The organism is Clostridioides sp. ES-S-0054-01 (genome assembly GCA_021561035.1).
Classification (GTDB): domain Bacteria; phylum Bacillota; class Clostridia; order Peptostreptococcales; family Peptostreptococcaceae; genus Clostridioides.
Genome location: CP067346.1, coordinates 3,703,559 through 3,727,165 on the forward strand (window position 1 = coordinate 3,703,559; position 23,607 = coordinate 3,727,165).

Here is a 23,607-nt window from a genome sequence, read left to right on the forward strand (position 1 = left end):
TTAGAAAGGACTATAATTTTTATGATAAAAAGAAATGATAAAAGACCAATATATGACCAACTTGTCGAAATACTAAGGACTAAAATTGAAAATGAGATGGAACCAAATGATAGAATGCTTTCCGAAAGAAAAATTTGTGATGAATATGGAGTAAGTAGAACTACAGTTAGATTAGCTATGGCTGAATTAGAACATATGGGATATATATACAAAAGACATGGAAAAGGAACTTTTGTCGCTGCACTCAGTCAAAATTCCCAAAACTTAATGGACAGTTATAGCTTTACAGATTATATGAGAACACAAGGAAAAAAACCAAGTACAAAAGTATTATCATTTGAAGTAGTAGAAAGTACAAAATATTTTTCTGAGAAATTAGGTATAGCTCCTGGTGAAAAAATAATAAAAATAATGCGTCTAAGACTTGCTGATAATCTTCCTATGATGCTTGAAAGAACATATCTTCCTATGAAAGAATTTACAGGACTGACACAAGAAAAAATAGAACAAAAACCTCTATATGAGATATTTAGAGAAGATTATGGAGAGATTATTAAGGTGGCTGATGAGGAATTTTCAGCAGGAATAATATCCGATAAGGAATCAAAGCTATTAGAAGTACCAGGTGATTCACCTTGCCTAAAATTACTTCGTACAACATATAATGATGATAATATAGTTATTGAATTTACTTTGAGTGTTGCTAGAAGCGATAAATTTGTATATAAGGTAAGGCATGTAAGATAGCAAATTTTAAATAGATTTCCAGAAAACTTGATATTTTATAAACGTCAAGACTACAAATGATAGTATAAATTATAAGGAGGTAGTTTTGAAAAATTTTATTTATGCAGATAAATTTTTTATGAAGTGTGGAATCAAGGAAAAAGGTTACCTTAGCATAATTGATGGCAAATTTGGTGAATTTCAACAAGAAACACCAGATATTACTGATAGTGTTATAGACTTTTCAGGTAAGTATATTGCTCCTGGCTTAGTTGATACTCACATCCATGGTCTTTTAGGTGCAGACATCATGGATAATACATTTGAAGCAATAAACACAATTTCAAAAGGGTTATTAAAATATGGAGTGACTTCTTTCTTACCCACAACTTTAACTGATTCTATAGATACACTAAGTGATTCTATAGAAAATATAAGTAATAACTATGATAAAGTCGAAGGAGCAAAAATACAAGGAATTTATTTAGAAGGACCCTTTTTTACAGAAAAATATAAAGGTGCTCAAAACGAAAAATATTTTAAAGACCCTAGCATAGATATTTTAAAATCATGGCAAAAAAAATCAAAAAATTTAATAAGAAAAATAGCAATTGCCCCAGAGCGTAAAAGTTCAATAGAATTCACAAAATACGCTACTAAAAATAATATATCAGTAGCACTTGGTCATAGTTCAGCTACATTTGAACAGGTTAAGCAAATTGTTAATTCTGGAGCTAAAGTGTTTGTACACATGTATAATGGAATGAGTCCTCTAAATCACAGAGAACCTGGAATGGTTGGAGCAGCTATGGCACTAAAAAACACTTATGCTGAACTAATATGTGATGGACATCACGTAAGCCCCATAGCTGCTAAAATAATAATGGATATTAAGTCTAGAAACAATATTGCTTTGATTACAGATTGTATGAGAGCTGGTGCTATGGATGATGGTCAATATACTCTTGGCAAGTTTGATGTCAATGTAAAAAATGGTGTTGCAAGATTAAATAGTGGAAGTTTAGCCGGAAGTGTATTAACAATGGATAATGCTGTAAGAAATATAGTTGATTGGAATATATCAACTTTAGAAGATGCAATAAAAATGGCTACATATATACCTGCTTTAAGTTGTAATATTGATAATGTCTGTGGCTCTATATACCAAGGTATGGATGCAGATTTTATAGTAATAGATAATGACTTTAATATACATAAAACTTATATAAATGGTATATGTAAGTATGCTGCTAATAAATAAGTTCTATATAAAAATATAATGGGTGTTCCAAAATGAACTTTTTAGTTCATGAGGCACTCTTTTTTGTATGAAATCAATATATTTTCATCATTTCAGCAATTAGAAAGAGGCTTATCTCTATTTTGAGACAGCCTCTTTTATAATCCTCTTCATTTTATACCATAAGTTTATAAAAATCAAATCCTATTTAGCAATCTGTTCTCTAAGCCATTTAGTTGCTACATCCAGCTGTTTATTTTCATCTTTCTCTTCAATTGTAGGCTTTATTCCTTTTTCATTGATATAATCTCCATTAGGTGTAAAGTATTGTGCAGTAGTTAGTTTGTATCCTGTTCCATCTTTCAATCTTACAACTGATTGTACCAATCCTTTACCAAAAGTTGTAGTACCTACAGAAATACCTTCTTTATTATCAACGATTGCAGCTGTTAGTATTTCAGCAGCAGAGGCGCTTTCTCCATTAGTCAAGACCACTATTGGAAGTCCCAATTTTTCTTTATCAGATTTCAAGTACTCGGTGTTTCCTTTGTTGTCTTTTGTATATACTATAGTTCCTTCACCAATTAGCTCATCAGCAACTTCTTTACATATATCTAGCATTCCACCAGGATTATTTCTAAGGTCAATTACTAATCCCTTAATATCCTTTGCTTTTAATTCTTTTAAAGCTTTGTCAAAGTCAGTATATGTACTTGATATAAATTGGGTAATTTCTATATATCCTAAGTCATTATCAATTACTTTACTTTCTATACTTTTCTCGACTATCTGTTCTGTTTTTACTTTAAAGCTTAGTTGTTTGTCTTCTCTTAATACTGTCAGCTCAACTGTTTTCCCCTTTTTACCCTTCATCATACTCACAGCTTCGTCTGAATTTTTATATGACACAGATTTTCCATTTACTTTTACTAGCTTATCACCTGCTTTTACACCTGCTTTTTCTGCTGGAGAATCTTTCATAGGAACTACCACTAGTCCGCCATCTTTTGATGCTCCTATATACATACCTACACCAACATAAGAGCCTTCACTATCATTTATTAAATTCTCCATTTCATCTTTAGTATAATAACCAGAATATTTATCATTTGTTCCTAAGAACAAACCTTTTGATGCTCCATCTACCAAATCATTATCAGATACTTTTTTATAAAAATCTTGTTTTATAATAGATTCTAATCCTAACAACTTATCATATTTTTTATAGTCTTCATAGAGTTCTTTCGATATTACAACCTTATTACCCAATGTTAACTGAAATGATGACGTAACCATAGCTGTTATAATTACTAAAATCACCCCTAAAAAAATAGCCTTCTTCTTTGAAATCACAAGATACATCTCCTTTTACATAAACTATTATTATTATATGACTAGCTGTTATTTTTATTACATTTACCCAAATATATTGCTTTATTGTAATAAACTATACTAAAATTTATATTAAATATAATTGATGTACACATTATAACACATTAGAGGAGGAATATTTTATGAAAAAAGAATTTAGGAAAAAAGTTATTGAATCCAGAAAAAATAAAAGTGCGCACTTTGTACTTAGTAATTCAAATTTAATAACAGAAAAATTACTTCAAATGGAAGATATAAGAAATGCAACTAATGTAATGCTTTATTTAGATTTTAACAATGAAGTTCAAACAGATAATTTAATCAAAAAACTTTTGTCCCTAAAGAAAATAGTCTCAAGCCCTATCACAATAAAAGAAACTCATACATTAATCCCTACTCAAATAACAGATTTAAAAGATGGATTTAGGATTGGAACATATGGAATAAGAGAACCTAACGAAAAATCACCTACAATTGATATTAAGACCTTGGATGTTGTAATTGTACCAGCTGTAGCATATGATATACATTGCTATAGACTAGGATATGGTGGAGGATTTTATGATAGATTTTTAGAAAACTTAAGAAAAGATGCCATAACTATAGGAATAGCATTTGATTTCCAGATATTCGATTCTATTCCAAAAGAAACTCATGATGCCCAATTAGACTATATAGTTACTGAAACTAGAATTATCACTCCAAGTAATTAGAACATCAAATACTCTAATATAGTAATAAATTTTACTTTTAACATTTTACTCAATAAGCATTTTAAGTCATGGCTTTTACAACAATAAGAACCATACATAATTTACTTACATTAATAAAAACCATGACTTTATTGTACAATACGCAGTTATTTAATTATAAAATATCTTCTTATTTCGTCGCATTTAATTCTATTCTATCTGGAAGCTCGCTCATATTTGTTTCAACAACTATGTATGGAAAAGAATTCTCTCTATCTTTATACTTTATCTTGACTCTCAAAACATCCTTTCCTTCTTCAATCACACTTTCTATTTTGTCCATTTCTATACCGTATTTATTATTTCCTCTAGTCACTATAATATATATTTTGTTATCAATTTTAGCTGCTAATGCTCTTTCTTCATTTGTATACTTATCCATCACATCAAGTATCTTTTCTGGTATTGAATTTCTTTGTAATACTGTATAATCTATGGGTTTAGATTTCTCTACAAACATACTTGGTATGAATATAAATCCACCTATAACAAATACAAGAGCTATAACTCCATAAATTATACCTTTAATATTAAACTTTACATTCAATCTTATCACTCCTCTCATATATTCTAAATATATGATTTATAACCTTATCTTAGACTCTAAATTATTGATTAGGATATATTTATACATAATTACAAATATATGTAATGCAATTAAAAAACATGTTTTCCCTATTTGGTAATAGGCTACAAAATAAAAAGAGTTATATGAAAACAACGAAACTGTTTTCACATAACTCTTTGGTTTACAATACTAAAATATTTATCTGCCACTAATTCCTTCTCGATATCCAGATGTTTTTGTAATCTGTCTATAAAGAACACAAACCAGTATTATTACGCCCATATATCCAGTATATGGATATAAAATACCAACCAGCTTATCAAATGGTAGGAATCCACCTATAAGACCTAATATAGCTGTTATTAAAGTTATTAACTTAAATTTAGGATGATTATCTTCTACAAATCTATTAGTTACTGACCATAATAAAGGTACAGCTGTTGTATATATACCTAATATAAGAACTATTGAGAATAAAATTCCAACTATTGGAGAAATCTTATCAGCTAAGAATAATGAAGGTATTGCTTTTGAATATAAGTTGCCTATATCAGAAAGAATAGCTAAGTGCATCATTATAGCCGCTGCCATAAGTGCTACCCCACCTAATATACCACCACAAATAGCTTCTTTTTTATTAGCAGCACTTGCTCCTAACCCAGTTAAAAACGCCATAACAACAATTGTATTATAAGTAGTATATATTACACCAGATAGGTAAGCATTTGGAACTGGTTTAGCTACCTTTACAGTACTAAGAACCTGTGCAGCCTCTCCTATATTACCTATATTATTAGCTAAACTTATACCACCAACTAAAAGTGTAAAGATTATTATTATAGGACCTATTCCACCTAGTATCTTTGATAATTTATCAAGACCTAGTGAAACAGTTAATAATGCTACTATTGCCATACCAACTCTACCTACAAATGGATTTAATCCATAATATTCAGTTAAAGTTGCTCCTGCTCCTGAAATCATTACTACAAAAACACCAAATAAGAATAAAGGTCCAAACCACTCAAAGAATATTCCTAAATACTTACCGCAATAAACACGATAAATTTTGATAGGCTCTTTAAGTTTAAGTTCTTTACCTTTTGACATAACTGAAGCGCCCATCCATGAGAATAACACCATTGAAATTATCCCACCAATAATACCTGCAAAACCATAAAAAGAGAAGAATTGCATTATTTCCTGTCCTGTTGCAAATCCAGAACCGATTACTGTTGCTACATACGCACCTGCGAAACTGATGACTGTTTTAACATTTACTTTTTCTGACATATCTCAGTTACCTCCCACATGAAATTTTTTCATCTGCTTAAACAATTCTATAAACTACCTATAATTTCCTTTAACATAAAATACATGATAACTGTTTTATAGCTTTTTAGTATAATAACTTAAAACTTATAATATATTTTTTATACCTAGACCTCCCTCCATAAATTTTTTTAAATTCTTTTTTGTCTCAGTAGTCGTTATATATAAAATTAATTTCTCTATAAATTATATATTAGTCATATTTTTCTGAATAGTCAATATATATTTGAATATTTCCTCTATTTTTGTAAAAATTTGAATATTTTGTTATATTTTTGATATATTGATATAATGTATAAAAAAGAGAGGTATAAATTAATATAGCAATTTACACCTCTCCTTTAAATATATTATATTATTAACAAACATAAATAATTTATATATCTTACATTCCTTTGGCAATAATAGCTTCTTTAGCAGCCTTTACTATGTCATCACAAGTCAATTCATATTTTTTTAACAATTCATTTGGAGTACCAGATTCTCCAAACGAATCTTTAATTCCAACTTTTTTTACAATAGTTGGATGAAACTCTCCTACTATCTCACTTACAGCAGAACCTAATCCTCCAATTATGCTATGTTCTTCTACAGTTACAATAGCATGCGTTTCTCTTGCTACTTTTAATATTAAATCTTTATCTATAGGTTTTATGGTAGACATATTTATAACTTTAACACTTACACCTTCTTCTTGCAACTTTTCTTGTGCCAATAGAGCCTCATTTACCATAATTCCACAAGCTATAATTGATACATCATTTCCATCTCTTAAAACTGTACCTTTCCCTATTTCAAACTTATAGTTTTCATCAAATAAAACTGGCACTGAACTTCTTCCTAGTCTAACATAAACAGGTCCATTATACTTAGCTACTTCAAAAATCATTTTTTCTGTTTCAACTCCATCAGCTGGAACAAGAACTGTCATATTTGGTATAGCTCTCATTATAGCGATATCCTCTACACTTTCATGAGATGCTCCGTCTTCTCCAACAGTAAGACCTGCATGAGTAGCACAGATTTTTACATTTAGTTTTGGATAACAAACTGAATTTCTTATAACCTCAAAGGCTCTTCCTGTAGCAAACATAGCAAAAGTACTTGCAAAAGGTATTTTACCAGCAGTTGATAATCCACAGGCTGCACCTATTAAATTTTGTTCAGCTATACCCATATTAAAAAATCTATCTGGAAATGATTTGTAAAAATCATGTGTTTTTGTAGATTTTGATAAGTCTGCATCTAACACCACAACATTGTCATTTATTTGACCTAGTTTTACTAACGCTTTACCATATGCTTCTCTCGTAGCCATTTTACTCATTATCAGCACCTCCTAGTTCAAGCAAGGCTCTTTCTAATTCCTCATCACTTGGAGCTGTCCCATGCCATCCTGCTTGATTTTCCATAAAAGATATTCCTTTACCTTTTATAGTCTTTGCAACTATCATTGTAGGTTTTTTAACTGTTGATTTAGCTATATCAAGAGCAGCAAATATTTGGTCAAAATCATGTCCATCTATTTCAATTACATTCCAACCAAAAGCTTTAAATTTATCAACTATTGAACCTAAATTCATTACACTTTCTATATCTCCATCTATTTGAAGTCCATTATTATCTAAAAAAGCAATTAAATTATCAAGCTTATAATGTGCAGCACTCATAGCAGCTTCCCAAACAATTCCTTCTTGAACTTCACCATCACCAAGTAAAGTATATACATTCCATGGAGCATTATCCAGCTTTGATGCCATAGCCATACCACACGCAACTGAAAAACCTTGACCTAAAGAACCTGTTGATATCTCTACACCTGGCGTGCCTTTCATATCTGGATGACCTTGTAACATCCTACCGATTTTCCTTAGACCATTTAGTTCTTCCTTATCAAAATAGCCTTTTTCAGCCAATGTAGCATACAATGCTGGTGCAGCATGCCCTTTTGATAATACAAATCTATCTCTATCTTCCATTTTAGAATTTGAAGAATCCACATTCATTTCATCAAAGTATAATGCAGTAAGTATTTCAACTACTGATAATGACCCTCCTGGATGTCCAGATTTGGCTCTATGTATCATTGAGACTATATCTCTTCTTATGATACGCGCAATCTCATTTAATCCTTTATGGTCTCTCATGCAATTAACCTCCCTTGAGTTCGTAATTTTATATCAATTCCATATTATTATATCACTTTTATGCTATTTTTTTGCGTTATTTTTAATTTTATTAATATAGTACACTAAAATTAAACCCTAAGAGATATTTAAAAGAAAAAGGGATTGTCTAATAAAAGACAAATCCCTCTTTAGAAAGTAAACAATCCTAAACTTATTTGAAGTCCATCATCTACTTTTATCATCATATTTTCATCTAGACAACCAATTTTTTCCCTCAGTCTCTTTTTATCAATGGTTCTAATTTGTTCTAAAAGAATTACTGAGTCTTTATTAAGCCCATATTCATTGGAACTTATCTCTACATGAGTAGGTAATTTGGCTTTATTAATCTGAGATGTTATAGCTGATACTATAACTGTAGGACTATATTTATTACCTACATCATTTTGTATTATCAGAACAGGTCTAACGCCTCCCTGCTCTGAACCAACAACTGGACTTAAATCAGCGTAATATAAATCACCACGCTTTATTTCACAATTAGTACTCACCTTGGGCAATCTTCCCTTCATTTTTATCATCAGAAGATACTTCTTCAACTGTCATACCTAACTCAGCTAGTGACAGATTAATTTGACCCATTTCTCTATAACCCGTTTTCATAGATTCTTTAATATGAATTCTCTTTTTCTGAGTTATATAGAACTGAAAAGCAGCTTTTGCAAAATCTTCTCTGTTACTGTTCTCCATCTGAACTATACTATCAACTTCAGAAATCAGAGAGTCTGGTAAAGTAACTTCTATTTTTTCTTTACTCTTATCGTACACAAAATCGCCTCCCAGATTATAATATCATGGTTTTATTTTAGCAAATAACTGTTTATTTGTACAAGCTCATTATTTTCCATATAAACACGGTCAACTCTTCTTGATATCATACATAACACTTCATAGTTTATAGTTCCTAAGTCTTTAGCTATACGCTCAGCTGTAACTTCGCCTTCTCCAAATAGTATAACCTCATCTCCAACTTTTATGTCTATATCTTTGTCAATTCTAACCATTATTTGATCCATGCATATTCTACCAACTACATCAAACACTTCTCCTTTAATAAGAACCTTTGGATTTTTTTGAATTCTAGTAAATCCATCTGCGTATCCTATTGGAACTGTAACTATTGTTTCTTTACCAGTAGTTGTGTATTTTAGTCCATAACTTATTCCTACACCTGGTTCAACTTGTTTTATATGTCCGATTTTTGATTTTAATTTCATGGCTGTTCTTAATTCTAACCTATCTTTAAACACATCATCAGATGGATAATGACCATATAATATTATTCCTGCTCTTACCATATTTAATCTTAAATCAGGGCAATCTATAATAGCTGCACTGTTTGATACATGTTTTATAGCTATTTTTACACCAGCCTCATCCAATTTATCAGACATAAATTTATAATTACTAGCTTGTTTATAAGTGTACTCTTTACTTACTTCATCAGCTGTAGCAAAATGAGTAAACATACCTTCTAAATCTATATATTCTAATTTATTTAATTTTATTATTTCCTGTACTGACTCCTCATTAGGTTGAAAACCTATTCTAGTCATCCCCGAGTCTATTTTAACATGAACACAGGCTTTTTCTTCTAAAGATTTTGCAATTTCGTTTATCTTTTGTGCTGTTTCTAAAGAATAAACTGTCATAGTTATTTTATTTTTTATAGAATCTTCGAAAGCTTCGTCTGGAGTATATCCCAAGTTCAAAATAGGAAGTGTTATGCCATTTTGTCTAAGTTCAATTCCTTCAGCAGTTCTTGCTACTGCTAAATAATCTACCTTTTCTTTTTCTAATAATTTTGCAACTTCTACTGCACCATGCCCATATGCATCAGCTTTTATTACTCCACAAACCTTAATATCTTCTTCTAATAAATTTTTAATATTATTTAAGTTAAATCTTAAGTTATCTAGATTTATCTCTGCCCATGTAGGCACTGTTATTTTTTGCATGTCTTTAGTCCCCCTTAGTTTCTGTATTCAAAATCTTTGTATTTTACTGTAAATCTTGGCACTCCCTCTTTATCCAACACTTCCATTTTTTCAGGACTTTTTGTGTCAGCATTTACATATAATACTTGCTTGTTAAAATATTTATTATCCCCAGGAATAAAAGTCTCTAAAACCAAATGTCCTTTGGATAACTTTACTTTCATCTCTTCGTTTTGAAGATAGTTTTTTATAAAGTCTCCTATAAAAAGATATTGATTATTTTTTCCTGTATTAGGTAACTCCACTATATCACTAATATTTGGATTTTTAACTAATATTTTATCACCTTGATATTCTATACTTTTCCCTTTTAAATGTTTTGGGGAAATTACTTCTAATTTATAGTTATCGGTTTTTTTATACGTATGAATTAAAACATAATTGTGCGGGCTTCTATTTCCAACTACTTCTACTTCAGCTTTACAACTGTAAGAATTCATATCAGAAATCTGCTTTTGAAAATCTTTGTATACTTCTTCTTTTGTGGACTGTCGTTTTTGGCATCCTATTACAATTATAACCAGTGCCAAGAACATAATACATACTATGGTCCACTTTTTTCTCACATCACACCTCCTATTTCAGTTTATTCATTGTATAAAGCTTTTATTATATCATATCTACAAATTATACCTTTAAGTTTATTGTCATCATCTACTACAGGAACTCTATTTATTGATTTTTTAATCATTATATTAGCTACATCATCAAACTTATCATCTTCATGAACCTTTATTATATCTTTAGACATAAGTTCTCCAACCTTATATGCAGCTACTTGCTTTATATCTTTTTCTACTTTTTTTAAATCATCTAAGAAAATCAATCCTTGTAATAGATTTATATAGAGAGGTGCTTCTATATATTTTTCTTTTTTAAGAATATCTGTTTCAGAAATTATTCCAACAACTCTATCCTCTGAATCTACAACTGGCAGACCTCCTATTTTTTCTGCAATTAGCATATTGGCTACATCTGCTATACTATCATCTTGTTTTGCTACTATTACATCTGTTGTCATTATTTCTTTTGCTGTTTTATCCATCATAATGTAATCACTCCTTAGTCCTTAATTATGGTTATCGCATTTGCTATAGCATAATCTTTTGAATGTGATATTGAAACTTTTATTTCTAAAACATTATAATCTATGCACATTTTTGCTAGATTATTATAAGTTTTTACTATTGGTTTTCCCATTTCATTTCTGAGAACTTCTATATCTTTAAAGTTAAACACTCTAATCCCTGTACCCATAGATTTACTTATAGCTTCCTTAGCTGCGAAATTACCTGCTATACTTTCTGCTTTAAAATTCTTAGAGTTAAAATACTCTATTTCTCTATCTGTAAATATCTTCTCCAAAAACCTATTATTTTTCTCTAAGGCTTTTCTTACTCTGTCAATTTCAATTATGTCTACACCAATTTCAAATATATTCATTGTTCCTCCAGAAAATTTATAATACTTCTTTCAATAATTAATAATGAATTTATAAATTTACTATCGATAATACATATTATTATTTAGTTTATGTTACTTATCTTAATTTAATAATCATTATAATAAAACTGTAACTTTTAAAATTATTTGTAATGAATATTATATACAAATCTATTATATTATTTATTATACTACACAACTAAGCAAATTTTTTAAATTTTATAAAAATTTTATGTGTATTTCTTATATGAAGATGTCTTTACGTACATAAAAGCTGTCCAAATCTTCTTTATCTTATTAATTACAACATCATTTTGCAGTAAATTTAAACATTTTGTGAATTTATTATCACTAAAACTTTACAATTTAATCGTTATTTTATTAACATCAAAATGCAAAAAAGTCATTTTATCCAAAATATTTTTGGTCAAAATGACTTTTTACATTCTAAATTAAATTACTAAATCCACTCAGCAGATTCTGTCAATATGACAGTTTTATCTTGAGCCACATTAACGAATCCTTCTGCTATTTTCGCCTCTTTAAAGCTTCCATCTTTTTTTATCTTTAAAGTTCCTACAGGTATACCTGAAACAAATGGTATATGACCTTTCAATACCCCTTTGTCTCCTTTTGTAGTTCTAACTACTATCATTTCAACGTCTCCATCATAAAAAGTATTATTTGGAGTTACAACTTTCAATGAAAATTCACTGGCCATGATTACATACTTCCCTTCGCTTTTTTAACAGCGTCTTCTATTGTTCCTACAAATAAGAATGCTGACTCTGGTAAGTCATCATGTTTACCTTCAAGAATTTCTTTAAATCCTCTTACAGTCTCTTTAACAGGAACATATTGACCTGGATTTCCTGTAAATTGCTCAGCAACTGTAAATGATTGAGATAAGAATCTTTGTATTTTTCTAGCACGTGCAACTATTAACTTATCTTCATCAGATAGTTCATCCATACCAAGTATAGCAATTATATCTTGAAGTTCTTTATATCTTTGAAGTATCGACTGTACACCTCTGGCTACTTCATAATGTTCTTTTCCTACTATACTAGGGTCAAGAATTCTTGATGTAGATTCAAGAGGGTCAACTGCCGGATATATACCCAATGATGATATTTGTCTTGATAAAACTGTTTTTGCATCTAAGTGAGAGAATGTTGTAGCTGGTGCTGGGTCAGTTAAGTCATCTGCTGGTACATATACCGCTTGAACAGATGTTATTGAACCTTTCTTAGTTGATGTTATTCTCTCTTGAAGTGCACCCATTTCAGTAGCTAATGTTGGTTGATAACCAACAGCTGATGGCATACGTCCTAGAAGTGCTGAAACTTCTGAACCAGCTTGTGTGAAACGGAATATATTATCAACGAAAAGCAAAACGTCTTGTCCTTGCTCATCTCTAAAATGCTCTGCCATTGTAAGTCCAGTTAAAGCAACTCTCATTCTCGCTCCAGGTGGCTCGTTCATCTGACCAAATACTAGAGCAGTTTTGTTTATAACTCCAGATTCACTCATCTCTCCATAAAGGTCATTACCCTCTCTTGTTCTTTCTCCTACTCCTGAGAATACAGAAATACCACCATGTTGCTTAGCAATATTGTTTATAAGTTCTTGTATTAGAACTGTTTTTCCTACTCCTGCTCCTCCAAATAGACCTATTTTTCCACCTTTTAGATATGGTGCTAGTAAGTCAACTACCTTAATACCAGTTTCTAGTATTTCAGCTGTAGTTTCTAGTTCATCATATGCTGGTGCTGGTCTATGTATAGGTAATTTAGGTGCAGATTTTGGAGCTGGTTTTCCATCAACTGGTTTTCCAAGAACATTGAATATTCTACCTAAAGTCTCATCTCCAACAGGAACACTTATTGGTCCTCCTGTATCTACAACTTCCATACCTCTTACAAGTCCATCTGTTGCACTCATAGCTATACATCTTACAGTATCATCACCTATATGTTGAGCAACTTCTGCAACTATTTCTTTATCTCCTAACTTTATTACTAACGCATTTAATAAGTTAGGTAGGCTTTGTTCACTATCAAACTTAACATCTAGTACAGCTCCTACAATCTGTACTACTTTACCTACATTTGCCATTTCCTAACCTCCCTATTTTAGAGCTTCAACTCCACCAACTATCTCTGTTATCTCTTGAGTTACAGCTGACTGTCTTGCTCTGTTATAACTTAACTCTAAATTAGATAGCATTTCATTCGCATTGTCTGTGGCTGATTCCATAGCAGTTCTTCTAGCACCTTGCTCTGATGCAAAAGATTCCAAAATTCCACCATATACTGTACCTGATATGAATTGAGGTACAATATAACTTAAAACTGCTTCTGCTGATGGTATATATTGTACTTTTGATTTATTTTGTTTTTCTTCTTTTATTACATTTCCTTGTTCATCCGTATCTTTTTCAAAAACTAATGGAAGCAATTTTAAAATTTTAACTTCCTGTGATAAAGCTGATTTAAATTTTGTATAAGCAATATAAACCTCATCTATTTCACCTTTTTTATACAAGTCAATAACAGTTTGTGAAATTTCTATCGCATCTTCGTATCCACAAGCTTCAACACTATTTATATCTTTTACTATATTGTAGTTTCTTTTAGTAAAGAATTCATGAGCTTTCTTTCCAACAGTAATAACTGTTTCCTTTTTACCTTCCATATGAGATACAGATTCCTTTAATATATTAGAATTGTATCCACCTGCAAGCCCTCTATCTCCAGCTACTACTATATAGCACTTATTTTTTACTTCTCTTTCTTTCAAAAATTCATTTCTAACTCCACGTGTTGTTTGGGCAATATCTTTTACTGTATCGTATAAAGTATTAAAATATTCTCTTGAATCTTCAGCTTTTTCTTTTGCTTTTCTAAGCTTAGAAGATGCAACTAGCTCCATCGCTTTAGTTATTTGCTTTGTACTTTCAACAGTTCCCATACGTGTTTTGATTGCTTTAATTCCAGCTCCTGCCAATTAATTTACCTCCTTTTTTAAAAAGGATTATACTTCAACAACAAACTTTTCTTTAAATTCATTTATTGCATCTGTTAAATCATGAGTGAAGTCCTCTCCACTTAATATTTTTCTTGATATTTCTGGATAATTATTATCTACAAATGCATACAATTCTGATTCAAATCTAGCTATATTATCTATTGGAATGTCCTCTAGATGATTATTTATAACAGCATATATTATCATAACTTGATTTTCAACTTTTATTGGTTGATGCTCACCTTGTTTTAATATCTCAACAATTCTTTCACCTTGAGCAAGCCTCTTTTTAGTATCTTCATCTAAGTCAGAACCAAATTGTGAGAATGCTGCAAGTTCTCTATATTGTGAATATGCAAGTTTTAATGTACCTGCAACTTTTTTCATTGCTTTAATTTGCGCAGAACCACCAACCCTTGATACTGATATACCAGGGTCAACTGCTGGTCTTACACCTGAATAGAATAACTCTGGTTGTAAGTATATTTGACCATCTGTTATAGATATAACATTGGTTGGTATATACGCTGAAACGTCACCAGCTTGAGTTTCTATTATAGGTAAAGCAGTCATTGAACCTCCACCCAATTCATCAGATAACTTAGCTGCTCTCTCAAGTAATCTTGAATGTAAATAGAATACATCTCCAGGATATGCCTCACGTCCTGGTGGTCTTCTAAGTAACAATGACATTTCTCTATATGCAACGGCTTGTTTGCTTAAATCATCATACACTATAAGTACATGTTTTCCATTGTACATAAATTCTTCACCCATAGCTGCACCAGCATATGGTGCTATATATTGAAGTGGTGCTGATTCAGATGCTGTTGCTGAAACTACTATTGTATAATCTAAAGCTCCACCTTTTTCTAAAGAGCTAACTAATTGAGCTATAGTAGAACGTTTTTGCCCAATTGCTACATATATACAGATAACATCTTTTCCTTTTTGATTTAATATAGTGTCAATAACTATAGATGTTTTACCAGTTTGTCTGTCACCTATTATTAGTTCTCTTTGACCTCTACCAATTGGTATCATTGAATCTATTGATTTGATTCCTGTTTGTAATGGTTCATAAACAGACCTTCTATCTATTATACCAGGTGCTTCAGATTCAACTGGTCTAGTTTTTGTATATGCTATAGGTCCTTTTCCATCTATTGGTTGACCTAGAGCGTTTACAACTCTACCTATTAAAGCTTCTCCAACTGGAACTTCAACTATTCTTCCAGTTCTCTTAACTATATCGCCTTCTTTTATTCCACTGTCATCTCCAAGTATAACAGCTCCAACTACTTCTTCTTCTAAGTTAAGTGCCATACCATATATTTCACCTGGGAACTCTAATAACTCACCAGACATAGCTTTTTCTAATCCATATACACTCGCTATACCATCCCCAACTGTTAAAACACTACCTGTATCTGTCAACTCAACTTTATTCTCATAATTTTTTATTTGCTGTTTAATTATAGAACTTATTTCTTCAGGTTTTAAGTTCATGGGTTCACCGCCATTCTTAAGATATTACTTCAGATAGCTTTTCTTTCATCTTATCCAGACGAGTTTTTACAGTGCCATCTATCTGTTCATTTCCAATTCTAACTAGGACTCCCCCTAGTATAGTCTTGTCAACAACATTTTCTATAGTAACATTTTTGTTGTATTTATTTGAAAGTTTGACTTCAAGTTCTTTAATATCTGTTTCACTCATTGGAATAGCACTTATTGCTACACCAGCAATTATGTTATTTTTCTTATTTAATAATTCTTTATAAGCTAATTCGATATCTTCTAAATATGATATTCTATCCTTATCCACTAGAACTTTTAAAAAGTTTTTTATGTTAGAATTTACTTCATTACTAAAAATAATTTCTACCAAGTTTTTCTTTTCTGATTTTGAAACTAATGGTGATTTTAAAACTTTGTAGAAATCTTTACTAACTTTAGTCATCATATCTACTACTTTTTCTAGCTCTTTGAATAAGACGTCAGTCGAATTTTCTTCTTCTCCTAATTGAAATAGGGCTTCTGCATATCTATTTGCTATTACATTTATCATTTAGCTTCCCCTACCTCTTTTATAAAGTTTTCTATCAATTCCTCATGTTTAGATTTATCTAAATCTTTTTCAATAACTTTAGATGCTGCAAGTAGTGCTATGTTAGATATATCATTTTTGATTTCATTTATAACCTTTTGTCTTTCTTGTTCTATATCTTTGTTTGCTTTTTCTTTTATATCAAGAGCATCTTTCTTTGCAGTATTTACTATATCATCTGATTTCTGTTCTGCTCTTATAGTTGCTTGTTTTATTATTTCTTGACCTTCATCTTTAGCAAAATTGATTTTTGACTCATATTCTTTTTTCAGAGCTAAACCTTCATTTTTTGCTTTTTCGCCTTCTGCCAAATCATTTTTAATATCATTTTCTCTTGATTCAATTATATTTAATACTGGCTTGAATAAAAGCTTTCTCAGAAGTAAAAATATTATAAAGGTATTAACAATCTGGAACACAAATTCCCATGTTATACCTACTAGTGCTTTCTCCATAATTATCCTCCTTTCCATAAATCATAACTACTTATAATCACGAGAAGATAAAACTCTTCTCATGATTATAAGTTTGAGATGATTTACCTATAAACCTATCTCAAAATATTTAAGGACTAAATCTACATTCCTAAGTATTTAAAGAATGGATTTACGAATAGAAGTATTATTGATACAACCAAACCGTATATTGCTGAAGACTCTGCTATAGCAACTCCTAGTAATAAAGTTGAAGTTATATCTCCTTTAGCTTCTGGTTGGTTTCCTACTGCTTCTGCAGCTTTACCTGCTGCTACACCTTGACCTATACCTGCACCTATACCTGTTGCAACTGCTATTCCTGCTCCTATTGCTGATGCTGCCGCTACTATTGCTGTTTCCATAATTATTTCCTCCTTAAAACTTTAATTTTTTAAATTATTTTTTATCTTAATATAAGCTGATTTCTTAATCTAATTCTCCTGCACTTGATATAAATACCATTGTTAACATTATGAATATATATGCTTGTAACAATCCTGCAAATAAGTCAAAATACAAGTGTAATGGGACTGGTATTAATATCTGTCCAATTGGTATTGATAATCCAGGTATTAAGCTAGATATAAAACCTAAAAGTTGATAAAACAGACCCATTATTATTGTTCCACCTAAAATATTCCCAAATGGACGGAAACTTAATGATATTGGTCTAGCTAGCTCACCTATAATATTGATTGGTAACATTATGGCAAGTGGCTGAGCCAATTCTTTAAAGTATGACAACCCCTTAAATTTAACTCCTGCAAAATAAATCATAAAAAATGTAATCATTGCCCATGCAGCAGTTGTATCTAGGTCGGTTGTTGGTGACCTTAATCCAAGTAATGGACTTAAATTTGAGCATGCGAAAAATAAAAATAAGCTTCCTATGTATGGTATCATATATGGCATTCTTTTTATTGTATTCTTACCCATAACATTTGTAACCATTTTAGCAAGACCACCTATTGCAAATTCTAAAAATATTTGAATTTTGCTAGTTGGAACTTTTTTTAAGTTTCTAGTCAAAAAATAAGATGCTATCGCTAAAAAGGCCATTATTCCCCAACTTACTAGTATTGTTTCACTAATCTTAAAGTTTCCTATGAGATAATAATGCGCTTGACTCATACTTATGCCTCCTTCCTCTTTAATTTATTTATAAAGTTTTTTGATAATATGACAAACTTTGTACTCAATAATCCCAATGCTGTTCCGATTATATTTAAATGCGGTACCTTAGCTGAAGCAATTAGAACAACTGCCATTATAAATAATCTAATGGTATATTGTGCTGACGCATAAGCTTGTGCCTTTCCAGCGGAAAATGTCACTGATTTTTCCAGTGATATCGCTAATAATCTAAAATTTAACATAGCTATTATAGAGCCAAATATAAGTCCTAATAATACTGGCTTACTTAATGTTGATGTTATCAACATTAGCACAATTAAAACTACATCAAATATCACTATACCCTTTGTTACTGACCTTACCTGGTTGAGTAATTTTATGTCCAATATATCACTTCCTTCGTGTATATACTATTAGAGTTTTATAAACACCACTGAAAGCACCTCCAACACCTAACAATAAAAATATTATTGTAAGAACTGGAGTAGTATTTAATTTACTATCTAAAAATTTTCCTAAGAAAGTACATCCTAATATTGATATTACAATCATCAATCCTATTTGACTTATTAAACTAAACAACTTTGCAATTTCTATATGTGTATTTCTTTTACTCATAAATAGTATCCCTCATTATTACAAAATAAATAACATGTAATTAATCTATCTCATAAATTTATTTAATTATAAAATATATCTTACTACTAATCTGATTATTTTTCAAACATTTTCTTTTAATCATAATATGTCATTGTATTTCAGTGTCATAATTTAGCATTTATTGTCATCTCAATTTTGCCACTAAAATTTTATAAGTTCTATTCCCGCTTCTTTTAATAATTCTGTAGACATATCATCTGGATAATCACCTTCATAAACAATTTTTAATATCCCTGCATTTATGCACATTTTTGCACACAAAACACAAGGTCTTGTAGTAACATACAAAGTAGACCCATCTACACTAATACCATTATGGGCAGCTTGTATTATGGCATTTTGTTCAGCATGTAATGCTCTACACAATTCATGTCTTTCTCCTGAAGGAATATTTAACTCCTGCCTTTTACATCCAATATTTTCACAGTGTTCAAGATTTCTTGGAGAACCATTATATCCAGTTGTTAATATTTGTTTGTCCCTTACAATGACAGCACCTACTTGTCTTCTAATACAAGTTGAACGCTTTTTCACTACTTCTGCAATTTCCATGAAGTATTCATCCCATGATGGTCTCATAATTTACTTTTCTCCTCTTTGCTTATGTACTGGTACTATATATTTATTAGATTTCAACCTAAATAAATACTTATTTTTATATTATATACACATGTCAATTGAATGTCCAATAAAAAAAGAGCATTTTTATCATTTAAATTTTAAATACCCGTTATATGCTCTATTTAATCTATTAAATTTATTACATCATCTTAATAAAATATTAATAGCTTTATCTAATATAAATTAATTTTTTGGATAAATTCCATTGTTTAGTATTGCTTCTAAAACCCCTCCAGCTATACATCTAGCTTTATCTGATATTGTAAAAGCATTCTTAACTTCTTCTTTTCTAGGGTCTATATCTAATATTTTTAAATTTTTATTTACCTTTGCTCCATCTTTTAGCAATCCTCTAAGGACTCCAGATATTGTCGCTCTAACTTCATATTTTTTTTCATAATCATTAATATAACAAAGTAAGTCTCCCTTTTCAACTATATCACCTATCTTACATACATTTTCCATTATCCCATTGTACTGTGAATGCATTACCCTCTCTTTAGAAAAACCTTTTATTGCTCCTGGCACTCCTGTATTTTTTTCTGCTCTACCATTAGTTATTATTCTTCCTAGATTATGACCTCTCATTGTCTCTATAACAACATCTACATCTTCTCCTGCAAAAAAGCCAGGACCTAAGGCTATTGTGAGTGGTGCCATATCTTTAGTCGTGCCTAAATTTTTCTTAGCTAGTATCCCATCAACCAAAACGATTGGATTTAGCTTAGGTAATTTTTCTCCTTTTGGGTCTATAATCAATGCTACTTTATGTTGAGATAAAGTTTCTTCAATTTCTTTTTCAGTGTTACAAAGTATGCACTCTACACCTTCAACAGTTACCTTCTTTTCATAAACAGCCTCACAAAAAGAAATTTGCCTTCTTATAGCTAATGGCTCTTCTATTTCTAGGGCAACTACTTTAAAACCACTATTGTGTAATTTATGAATAACTGCTGTTGCTAAATCTCCAGCCCCTCTTACCACTATACAATTCTTCATGTATTACCACTCCCAATAATATTATTAATATTCCATTCTTAATTTAACTGACACATTTAATACATATAAACTTAATCGTTAGCAACTAACATGCCACATTGAAATGAACGACTATTATATAGAATCCTGTAAAATAAACATTCTTTTTTAATTGGTAAAAACTTTTTATTCTCAATTCAAGAAAATTATCAATTCAAGAATTCTTATTTTGAGAAAACATATATAAAAAGGAACCTTCTTACATAAAATTATATCCACTATATAAGAAAATCCCTAAGAAATATTTATGGTTATTTATTTTTACTTAGTTCCAAATAATCTATCTCCAGCGTCACCAAGACCAGGAATTATATATCCATGTTCATTTAATCTTTCGTCAACTGATGCAACATATATATCAACATCATCATGATATTTTTGTACTTCTGCTATACCTTCTGGTGCAGCTACTAAGTTAGCTAATTTTATACTTTTAGCTCCTTTAGATTTAAGTAAATCTATAGCTGCTACAGCAGACCCTCCTGTTGCAAGCATAGGATCAACTACTATTATATCTCTTTCTCCTATATCTTGAGGAAGCTTACAATAATATTCAACTGGTTTTAATGTTTCTGGGTCTCTATATAGTCCTACATGTCCAACTTTGGCTGCTGGCATTAAACTTACTAATCCATCTACCATTCCAAGACCTGCTCTTAAAATTGGAATTATTGCTAATTTTTTACCTGCAACTACTTTAGATGAGGTCTTTTGAATAGGAGTTTCTACCTCTACATCTTTTAATGGTATATCTTTTGTTATTTCATATCCCATTAACATTGCAATTTCAGTTAAAAGTTCTCTAAAGTCCTTAGAACCAGTATTTTTATCCCTCATTAAAGTTAATTTATGTTGTATTAATGGATGGTTTGTCTCTACCACTTTGCTCATTTTAATAATTCCTCCTGATAAAACTGTAATTTTTATTATTTATTGTGTTTTTCTTCTATTGATTTAATTATATTTACTCTTCTAGCATGTCTATCACCTTCAAAATCTGTATTAATCCACGCCTCAACTATTTCAAGTGCTAGACCTTTTCCTAAAACTCTTTCACCTAATGACAGCATATTTGCATCATTATGTGCTTTTGACATTTTTGCAGAAAATACATCTGATACAACTGCACATCTTATTCCAGGAACCTTATTAGCAGCTAAAGATATTCCTATTCCTGTACCACAACATAATATTCCATAATCTACTTCTTTATTTATAACTGCATTTGCAACTATCTCTCCATAAACAGGATAATCAACAGAATCTGTTGCATTATTAGTTCCATAATCTACACATTCTATGCCTTTATCTTTCAAATAGTTTATTATTTCTTTTTTTAAATTATATCCTCCATGGTCACAACCTAACCCTATCTTCATTTGTTTATCCTCCAATTCATATTTTTTTTACTATTTCGTTGACAGAATACATTATTTCGTTCATAGTATCCCTATAAGTACCTAAATTTCCACCAAATGGGTCAGATATATCTGCATCATTTTCATTTACAAACCCTTTAAAAGTATACACTTTTTCTTTGCATTTTGGAACCGCTTGTACTAAAATTTCTTTATGAGACTTAGTCATTGTTAGTATTATATCTGATTTATCAATTAATTCCTTAGTAATTACTTTACTTTTATGATTTGATAAGTCTATCCCTAATTCTTTTAACACTTCTATAGAATTTTTAGAAGCGTTCATACCATCTACTGTAGATATACCTGCTGACGATATGCAATATTCTTCAATATTTCTTCCCGATTCTTCAATTGCCTTCTTTAATATAGCCTCAGCCATAGGGCTTCTACAAGTATTACCTGTACATACAATAAGTATATTCATATTTTACAACTCCCTTTTAAGCCTTTATTACTTTGTACCCTGCTGACTTCAGTAGTCTATTCATAATTGCTTGTCCAACTCCAGTCTTAGGGAACTCTTCTGAGTATATGACATCAATACCCTTTTTATCCATTTCTATAAGGGCATCAAACAGATTACTTGCAATTTCTTCAAGAGAACTTCCTAAATCTATTACTTCCCCATCATAAAACTCTCGGTTTCTACTAATACACATTACACCTGTCTTTAGACCTTTTTCTCTATTAGATTTTATCATATCATTAATCTTTGTTGCTACATTTTCTCTTTTTCCAGATATAATATATACATCTGCATTTGGAGAATAGTGTTTATATTTCATTCCAGGAGCTTTAGCTTTTTGATTATCTTCATTTTTACTTAATGATGGGTCAAGCTTTACTTCTCCAAGAAGTTCTTCTAAAACTTCCTTAGTTATACTTCCTGGTCTCAATATCATAGGAGTTTCTTCTGTTAGGTCTAATACAGTTGACTCCAATCCAAAATTACTATCTCCTCCTAAAACTATTCCATCTACTCTTCCATTCATCTCTTCATATACGTGTTTTGCTTTTGTTGGAGATGGTCGACCTGAGATATTTGCAGAAGGAGCTGCAATAGGTACACCAGCTTCTCTTATTATTGCCCTGGCAATAACATTAGAAGGCATCCTTATTGCAACTGTATCAAGCCCTCCACTAGTTCTATATGGGATTATATCTTTCTTATTTAATATTATTGTTATAGGTCCTGGCCAAAGCTTTTCTATAACAAGTTTAGCCTTATCACTTATATCTTTGGCTAAATCATAGACTTCGTCTTTTTCATATATATGTACTATTAATGGATTATCACTTGGTCTTCCTTTAGCCTCATAAATTTTCTTTACTGCATTTTCATCTAACGCATTTGCACCTAGACCATACACTGTCTCCGTTGGAAAAATAACTGTCTTACCTTCTCTAAGAAGTTTTGCTTGTATTCTTATTTCCTCATAATCAATATTATTTATATCAATATTACTTATAATAGTTTTCATCTTTTGTATGCCTGCTTT

30 protein-coding genes are annotated in these 23,607 nt (G+C 30.6%); 3 read left to right on the plus strand and 27 right to left on the minus strand.

The genetic code is table 11. The features are described from left to right. Nucleotides 1–21 precede the first annotated feature (21 nt). Nucleotides 22–747 (plus strand): GntR family transcriptional regulator, encoded by a 726-nt coding sequence (locus JJC02_16845; GenBank protein UDN54506.1) that lies wholly within the window; start codon nucleotides 22–24, stop codon nucleotides 745–747. Nucleotides 748–832: 85 nt separating this feature from the next. Further along, nucleotides 833–1,987 (plus strand): N-acetylglucosamine-6-phosphate deacetylase, encoded by a 1,155-nt coding sequence (nagA, locus tag JJC02_16850; protein UDN54507.1) that lies wholly within the window; start codon nucleotides 833–835, stop codon nucleotides 1,985–1,987. Between the two features lie 183 nt (nucleotides 1,988–2,170). Here nagA and JJC02_16855 read toward each other — a convergent pair whose 3' ends face one another. Next, nucleotides 2,171–3,328, minus strand: coding sequence for a S41 family peptidase (locus tag JJC02_16855; GenBank protein UDN54508.1), 1,158 nt, complete (start codon nucleotides 3,326–3,328; stop codon nucleotides 2,171–2,173). 152 nt (nucleotides 3,329–3,480) lie between these two features. Here JJC02_16855 and JJC02_16860 point away from each other — a divergent pair, with 152 nt between their 5' ends. Then, entirely contained in the window at nucleotides 3,481–4,050 is a 570-nt protein-coding gene (locus tag JJC02_16860) for a 5-formyltetrahydrofolate cyclo-ligase (protein ID UDN54509.1), read from the plus strand. 169 nt (nucleotides 4,051–4,219) lie between these two features. On the opposite strand, the gene JJC02_16865 is transcribed toward JJC02_16860, so the two are convergent. From JJC02_16865 to JJC02_16990, 26 genes are all read right to left on the minus strand, one after another. After that, entirely contained in the window at nucleotides 4,220–4,636 is a 417-nt protein-coding gene (locus tag JJC02_16865; protein UDN54510.1) for a hypothetical protein, read from the minus strand. Nucleotides 4,637–4,855: 219 nt separating this feature from the next. Beyond that, a complete protein-coding gene (locus JJC02_16870) occupies nucleotides 4,856–5,950 on the minus strand; it encodes a hypothetical protein (protein UDN54511.1) in 1,095 nt (364 codons plus the stop codon). Nucleotides 5,951–6,374: 424 nt separating this feature from the next. Continuing rightward, on the minus strand, nucleotides 6,375–7,316 hold the full coding sequence (locus tag JJC02_16875; protein ID UDN54512.1) for a transketolase family protein: 942 nt from the start codon (nucleotides 7,314–7,316) through the stop codon (nucleotides 6,375–6,377). Beyond that, nucleotides 7,309–8,136 (minus strand): transketolase, encoded by an 828-nt coding sequence (locus JJC02_16880; protein UDN54513.1) that lies wholly within the window; start codon nucleotides 8,134–8,136, stop codon nucleotides 7,309–7,311. Before JJC02_16880 ends, JJC02_16875 begins: the two co-directional genes overlap by 8 nt. Nucleotides 8,137–8,306: 170 nt before the next feature. Further along, nucleotides 8,307–8,690, minus strand: coding sequence for a type II toxin-antitoxin system PemK/MazF family toxin (locus JJC02_16885; protein UDN56451.1), 384 nt, complete (start codon nucleotides 8,688–8,690; stop codon nucleotides 8,307–8,309). Then, nucleotides 8,659–8,946, minus strand: a complete 288-nt coding sequence (locus JJC02_16890) for a ribbon-helix-helix protein, CopG family (GenBank protein ID UDN54514.1) — start codon at nucleotides 8,944–8,946, stop codon at nucleotides 8,659–8,661. Before JJC02_16890 ends, JJC02_16885 begins: the two co-directional genes overlap by 32 nt. 32 nt (nucleotides 8,947–8,978) lie before the next feature. Beyond that, entirely contained in the window at nucleotides 8,979–10,136 is a 1,158-nt protein-coding gene (gene alr, locus JJC02_16895; protein UDN54515.1) for an alanine racemase, read from the minus strand. Between the two features lie 14 nt (nucleotides 10,137–10,150). Next, nucleotides 10,151–10,741, minus strand: coding sequence for a hypothetical protein (locus tag JJC02_16900; GenBank protein UDN54516.1), 591 nt, complete (start codon nucleotides 10,739–10,741; stop codon nucleotides 10,151–10,153). Between the two features lie 20 nt (nucleotides 10,742–10,761). Then, the gene (locus JJC02_16905) at nucleotides 10,762–11,223 is read right to left on the minus strand and encodes a CBS domain-containing protein (protein UDN54517.1); all 462 of its coding nucleotides are present in this window, start codon (nucleotides 11,221–11,223) and stop codon (nucleotides 10,762–10,764) included. Nucleotides 11,224–11,237: 14 nt separating this feature from the next. Beyond that, nucleotides 11,238–11,618, minus strand: a complete 381-nt coding sequence (locus JJC02_16910) for a holo-ACP synthase (protein ID UDN54518.1) — start codon at nucleotides 11,616–11,618, stop codon at nucleotides 11,238–11,240. 460 nt (nucleotides 11,619–12,078) lie between these two features. Next, nucleotides 12,079–12,339 (minus strand): ATP synthase F1 subunit epsilon, encoded by a 261-nt coding sequence (atpC, locus tag JJC02_16915; GenBank protein ID UDN54519.1) that lies wholly within the window; start codon nucleotides 12,337–12,339, stop codon nucleotides 12,079–12,081. 2 nt (nucleotides 12,340–12,341) lie between these two features. After that, entirely contained in the window at nucleotides 12,342–13,736 is a 1,395-nt protein-coding gene (gene atpD / locus JJC02_16920; protein UDN54520.1) for a F0F1 ATP synthase subunit beta, read from the minus strand. Nucleotides 13,737–13,748: 12 nt separating this feature from the next. Continuing rightward, the gene (gene atpG, locus JJC02_16925; GenBank protein ID UDN54521.1) at nucleotides 13,749–14,627 is read right to left on the minus strand and encodes an ATP synthase F1 subunit gamma; all 879 of its coding nucleotides are present in this window, start codon (nucleotides 14,625–14,627) and stop codon (nucleotides 13,749–13,751) included. 27 nt (nucleotides 14,628–14,654) lie between these two features. Further along, complete coding sequence (locus JJC02_16930) at nucleotides 14,655–16,157, minus strand: F0F1 ATP synthase subunit alpha (GenBank protein UDN54522.1); 1,503 nt, start codon at nucleotides 16,155–16,157, stop codon at nucleotides 14,655–14,657. A gap of 16 nt (nucleotides 16,158–16,173) precedes the next feature. Continuing rightward, on the minus strand, nucleotides 16,174–16,719 hold the full coding sequence (locus JJC02_16935; protein UDN54523.1) for a F0F1 ATP synthase subunit delta: 546 nt from the start codon (nucleotides 16,717–16,719) through the stop codon (nucleotides 16,174–16,176). Further along, a complete protein-coding gene (atpF, locus tag JJC02_16940) occupies nucleotides 16,716–17,213 on the minus strand; it encodes a F0F1 ATP synthase subunit B (protein ID UDN54524.1) in 498 nt (165 codons plus the stop codon). The genes JJC02_16935 and atpF overlap by 4 nt, the downstream gene beginning before the upstream one ends. Nucleotides 17,214–17,335: 122 nt before the next feature. Further along, on the minus strand, nucleotides 17,336–17,596 hold the full coding sequence (gene atpE / locus JJC02_16945; GenBank protein ID UDN54525.1) for an ATP synthase F0 subunit C: 261 nt from the start codon (nucleotides 17,594–17,596) through the stop codon (nucleotides 17,336–17,338). Nucleotides 17,597–17,660: 64 nt separating this feature from the next. Further along, nucleotides 17,661–18,365 (minus strand): F0F1 ATP synthase subunit A, encoded by a 705-nt coding sequence (locus JJC02_16950; GenBank protein UDN54526.1) that lies wholly within the window; start codon nucleotides 18,363–18,365, stop codon nucleotides 17,661–17,663. Nucleotides 18,366–18,367: 2 nt separating this feature from the next. Beyond that, the gene (locus tag JJC02_16955) at nucleotides 18,368–18,754 is read right to left on the minus strand and encodes an ATP synthase subunit I (GenBank protein UDN54527.1); all 387 of its coding nucleotides are present in this window, start codon (nucleotides 18,752–18,754) and stop codon (nucleotides 18,368–18,370) included. Nucleotides 18,755–18,758: 4 nt separating this feature from the next. After that, nucleotides 18,759–18,986, minus strand: coding sequence for an AtpZ/AtpI family protein (locus JJC02_16960; GenBank protein ID UDN54528.1), 228 nt, complete (start codon nucleotides 18,984–18,986; stop codon nucleotides 18,759–18,761). 183 nt (nucleotides 18,987–19,169) lie between these two features. After that, nucleotides 19,170–19,607: a cytidine/deoxycytidylate deaminase family protein gene (locus JJC02_16965; GenBank protein UDN54529.1), complete on the minus strand. Its 438-nt coding sequence runs from the start codon at nucleotides 19,605–19,607 to the stop codon at nucleotides 19,170–19,172. A gap of 225 nt (nucleotides 19,608–19,832) precedes the next feature. Beyond that, nucleotides 19,833–20,648, minus strand: a complete 816-nt coding sequence (locus tag JJC02_16970; GenBank protein ID UDN54530.1) for an EF2563 family selenium-dependent molybdenum hydroxylase system protein — start codon at nucleotides 20,646–20,648, stop codon at nucleotides 19,833–19,835. 300 nt (nucleotides 20,649–20,948) lie between these two features. Further along, nucleotides 20,949–21,578 carry a uracil phosphoribosyltransferase gene (gene upp, locus JJC02_16975; protein UDN54531.1) on the minus strand — a complete coding sequence of 210 codons (630 nt, stop codon included), beginning with the start codon at nucleotides 21,576–21,578 and terminating at the stop codon, nucleotides 20,949–20,951. A gap of 35 nt (nucleotides 21,579–21,613) precedes the next feature. Then, a complete protein-coding gene (gene rpiB / locus JJC02_16980) occupies nucleotides 21,614–22,066 on the minus strand; it encodes a ribose 5-phosphate isomerase B (GenBank protein ID UDN54532.1) in 453 nt (150 codons plus the stop codon). A gap of 16 nt (nucleotides 22,067–22,082) precedes the next feature. Continuing rightward, complete coding sequence (locus JJC02_16985) at nucleotides 22,083–22,532, minus strand: low molecular weight protein arginine phosphatase (GenBank protein UDN54533.1); 450 nt, start codon at nucleotides 22,530–22,532, stop codon at nucleotides 22,083–22,085. Between the two features lie 16 nt (nucleotides 22,533–22,548). Further along, entirely contained in the window at nucleotides 22,549–23,589 is a 1,041-nt protein-coding gene (locus JJC02_16990) for a threonylcarbamoyl-AMP synthase (protein ID UDN56452.1), read from the minus strand. Nucleotides 23,590–23,607 lie beyond the last annotated feature (18 nt).